Origin of the sequence: Flavobacterium sp. (assembly GCF_029242675.1) — a bacterium.
Taxonomy (GTDB): domain Bacteria; phylum Bacteroidota; class Bacteroidia; order Flavobacteriales; family Flavobacteriaceae; genus Flavobacterium.
The window spans coordinates 1-4,639 of sequence record NZ_JAQWTM010000305.1; the positions used below are offsets into that span (position 1 = coordinate 1).

The following is a 4,639-nucleotide window of genomic DNA, read 5'->3' on the forward strand; positions in this document are numbered from 1 at the left end:
AATTGGCTAATAAAACGACCTAATTGTACAAAAGCTTCTGTTATGTGATCTTTGTTACTCATTATTATTTGTATAACACCTTTTTTGGCTTTATTTTTGCGTTACAAAGTTAAGTAAACAAAAAAGATTAAAAATACGCTATGGCAATTATTATAACAGATGAATGTATTAACTGTGGAGCTTGTGAACCAGAATGTCCTAATACAGCTATTTATGAAGGTGCTGATGATTGGAGATATAAGGATGGAACAAAGTTAACTGGTAAAGTAATTTTGCCGGATGGTACTGAAGTAGATTCTGATGAGGCACAAACGCCAATCTCTGATGAAGTATATTATATTGTTCCGGGTAAATGTACGGAATGTAAAGGTTTTCACGATGAACCACAATGTGCAGCGGTATGTCCAGTAGATTGCTGTATACCAGATGATAATCATGTAGAATCAGACGAAACCTTGTTAAATAGACAAGCCTTTTTACATAACGAATAAAAGGAAATATCTTGTAAAATAATAATCCCGAGTTTATAGCTCGGGATTTTTTTTGTAGTTGTTTTACATAGGACAAAAAAAAAGGGACATCAATTGATGTCCCTTTTAGTATATTCTATAGGTCTTAGAATTTATAGTTCATTGATAAACTAAACATTCTACCTAATTGGCTAAATTGTGATCCATCATAACTAGTTATTGGATAACGGCCATTAAATGTGATGTTATTGTATTCGTTTTTAAGTGCTGCAGGGTTGTTAACAATTGCGTTTGCAGATGCTGAACCATCAGACTTAATCGTGAATTTAGGAACTACATTAAACATGTTGTTCATGTTAAATGAGATTGTTACTTCTTTGGAAGCAGTCCATGTCACACCTAAATCAGTAACTTGAGCCGTTTTAAAAGTTGTGAATAATCCAGGTTTACTAAAGTCAGCTTGTTTGAATTTAGTAGAACCAAAGGTGGTATTATTCAATGAAATTCCGAAATCATTTATTTCGTAGTTTACACCTATAATATTTTTGAATTTAGGTCTAGAAGTAAACATTAAAGCATCCTGGGTTGCGTTAAATACAGTTTGACCAGCTAAAACAGGATTTTGTCCTGATGTTAAAGCTGTTTGACCTGCATAAATAGGAGTAGCTGTAGTACCCAAGTTTTGAACACTAGTAGGGTTTTTTACTGCCCCATCTATTTTGTTTTGAATTGTGTAGTTACCAGATAAGTTAAAACCTAATTTACCTTCACCAACAATAAGGTTTCTGTACTCAAGAACGTAGTCAATTCCAGAAGTAATAGAGTTAATACCATTTACGAAGAATGCTTTTGCATTCTTACCTTCATAAACATTAAAGTCTGAGCTTGCTGGATCGTTACTTTTTCTTCCTGCTTCGAATGCAACTAAATTACCTAAAACAATACGGTCTTTTACTCCAATACGGTAATAATCTACTGTTATGTTTAAGTTTTTAATTGGTCTAGCTCCAAATCCAACAGATACATTTGTTGATTTTTCAGGAGTAAGTTTAGGAACTCCATAGCTTCTTGCAGTTGTAGATACGTTGTTTACGATTCCAGTTACTGCAATTTGACCACCTTGGAAAGTGGATTGTGATTTCTCAGTATAGATTTGGTGTAAAGAAGGTGCTCTAAATCCAGTTGAAACAGATCCTCTGAAAGTTAATTTATCATCTTCAATTGCGTTGATGCTTGTGCTTAATTTCCAAACATTAGCAGCTCCAAAATCACTAAAGTTTTCGTGTCTTGCAGTTCCGTTTACTAGCCACCCTTTAACAACATTTGCACTAATATCAGCATAGAAACCAATGTTGTATCTGTTAAATTTTCCTGAGTTCGCTGGAGTGTTTCCTTGAAAAGAATCGGCTCCTACACCCGCGTAGGATTGGAAATCACCGGCTAATATTTCAAAGTTCTCTGTTCTGATTTCTGATCCAAAACCAATAGATACGTTATCTGAAACTTCTTTGGTAATGTCTAAATTCCCAACGATATGATTGAAACTAGTTCCACCGGGCTTAAATGTGTTTTGTCCTGTGTAAATAGTTTTAGTTGGATCTGCGTATACGAAATCGCTAGGACTATTACTTCCAAGTCCACCTACAGCTGCTAATTGCTCTGGGTTTAGGTCGCTATACTTTGATCTATTGTGAGAGTTAGTTACTGTATAAATTTGTGAGTTTCCACCTATTGTTACAGAAGCGTCAGATGTCCAACCGTTTTTACTTGATTTGAATCCTAAAGTTGCATTGTAATCATTTAAATCTCCAATGAATGTTGGCACGTATCCAATGTATGAAGCTGCAGTTCCATCACCAAATAAAGATGGTAAATAAGGGAAATCAGAAGCTGTTCTCCAATATGGTGCTCTATAATTTGCAAATGAGTTTACTTTTTTGAAAATGTAAGCAGCATTGTAGTACATCTCGGTAAAGTCACTTAGTTGTGAACCTCCATTTATTTCAAATTTAGCTGCAGCAGTTTCAGGTGCTCCGTTGACGTTACCACCATCTGGTTTCAAGTTTAAAAAATTATTAACTTGAGTTTGAAGGCTAGCATCTTGTGCAGGTGTATTAGTTGAACTTCTCCAGTAATTAAACTCATCAGTTGCATTTAAAATACCGGGTCTATTCGCTAATGCTGTTTTTGAGAAATCAACAGTATAGTTTAAAAATCCTTTTTCACCTACAGTTGTTCCATTATTTATACTTATGCCGTACATTTCGCCATCTCCTTTTCCAGTGATTCCAGTACGCAAGGTTACAGATCCTCCGTTAGTACTTTTTTTCAAGATAATGTTCATTACCCCAGCAATCGCATCTGAGCCGTATTGTGCTGATGCACCATCACGTAAAATTTCAACTCTTTCGATGGCGTCAGTAGGTATTGCTGAAATGTCAGCACCAGTTTCACCACGTCCAGGAGACGTTTGCGTATACACAAGTGAACTCATGTTTTTACGTTTACCGTTGATTAATATTAAGGTTCTACTTGGTCCCATATTTCTAATTTCATAAGGGTCTAGTAAAGAAGTTGCGTCATTCACAGGCGTTTGCACGGTGTTAAAAGACGGAATTTTGTATTGTAATGCTTTATCAAATGTAGCTTGTCCAGTCGAAGCTAGATCCTTAGAAGATAATACATCAATAGGTAGTGCCGAAGTTGTATTGCTTCGTGGAGCAGTTCTCGACCCTACAATTACAATCTCGTTCAATGCTTGTCCACCTTCTTCAGCAAGGACAATATTAATTGTTCCTTCGGTTGCCACTTTTTCTACTTTGGCGTAGCCAACATAACTAAAAACTAATGTTGCGCCCTCTTTAACTTTGATCTTGTACGCTCCGTCAAGATCGGTTGAAACTCCATTTTGAGTTCCTTTTTCAATAATGTTTACTCCCGGTAAAGGAGCTCCTGAGTTGTCTTTTACCACTCCAGATACTTGTTTTTGAGCAAACAAAAAACTGACGTTTAACAGCAAAAATAACAGTGTGAATTTTTTCATAAATAATTTGGTTTTGTTTTGTATTATTATTTTGTTAGTTGGTATTATATCGCCAAATATAGGTATTATTTAACAAAATATTAGCTATTTGTTGTGTTTTTATTTAAAAATTAAAAGAAAAGTATAATTCTTTTCTTTTATCAATGATTAGATCGATAAGAGGCTTTTAGTTGCGATAAGTGCAAAAATGTTAAAGTACGGATTGGAAATATTATTAGAATGATTTTGTCCGCTAACTTATTTTAAATGGTATATTTGCACTTTTTTAAGGGAATTATTTAAAAACTCTTGGCAGGAAACTGCTACTTGTAAACTGAAATATATGAAAGCAGGAATTGTAGGATTACCTAATGTTGGAAAGTCAACATTATTCAATTGTTTATCAAATGCAAAAGCGCAAAGTGCTAACTTTCCTTTTTGTACTATCGAGCCTAATATTGGAGTGGTAAACGTACCAGATCCTCGTATCAATAAATTAGAGGAGTTAGTGAAACCAGAGCGCGTGCAAATGGCAACGGTGGATATTGTGGATATTGCTGGTCTTGTAAAAGGAGCTAGTAAAGGAGAAGGATTAGGAAATCAATTTCTTGGAAACATTAGAGAGTGTAATGCAATCATCCATGTATTGCGTTGTTTTGATAACGATAATATTGTGCACGTAGACGGAAACGTAAATCCTATTCGTGACAAAGAAACAATTGATATCGAGTTGCAATTAAAAGATTTAGAAACAGTTGAAAAACGTTTAGAAAAAGTAAATCGTGCTGCTAAAACTGGAAACAAAGAAGCAATCACTGAGAAAGCACTTTTAGACCGTATTAAAGAAACGTTATTGCAAGCAAAATCAGCTCGAACAATTGTTCCTCAAAACAATGACGAAGAGCTTTTAATGGAGGCTTTCCAGTTAATTACTGCAAAACCCGTTTTATATGTTTGTAATGTTGATGAAAACTCAGCGGTAAACGGAAACAAATATGTAGATCAAGTAAAGGAATTAGTGAAGGATGAAGATGCGGAGGTAATTATCCTCTCAGTAGGAGCAGAGGCGGATATCACCGAATTGGAAAGCTACGAAGAGCGTCAAGTTTTTCTAGAAGATATGGGATTGACTGAGCCTGGTGCCTCT

At 35.2% G+C, this 4,639-nt stretch carries 3 protein-coding genes; 2 read left to right on the forward strand and 1 reads right to left on the reverse strand.

Features of this window, described 5'->3' with window-relative positions; all coding sequences use genetic code 11:
* The first annotated feature begins 140 nt into the window (after window positions 1-140).
* A complete protein-coding gene (locus P8M54_RS11180) occupies window positions 141-491 on the forward strand; it encodes a 4Fe-4S dicluster domain-containing protein (RefSeq protein ID WP_300287943.1) in 351 nt (116 codons plus the stop codon).
* 124 nt (window positions 492-615) lie between these two features.
* On the opposite strand, the gene P8M54_RS11185 is transcribed toward P8M54_RS11180, so the two are convergent.
* A complete protein-coding gene (locus P8M54_RS11185; RefSeq protein ID WP_300287944.1) occupies window positions 616-3,513 on the reverse strand; it encodes a TonB-dependent receptor in 2,898 nt (965 codons plus the stop codon).
* Between the two features lie 322 nt (window positions 3,514-3,835).
* Here P8M54_RS11185 and ychF point away from each other — a divergent pair.
* The coding region (ychF, locus tag P8M54_RS11190; RefSeq protein ID WP_300287945.1) for a redox-regulated ATPase YchF at window positions 3,836-4,639 on the forward strand (804 nt) is incomplete at its 3' end.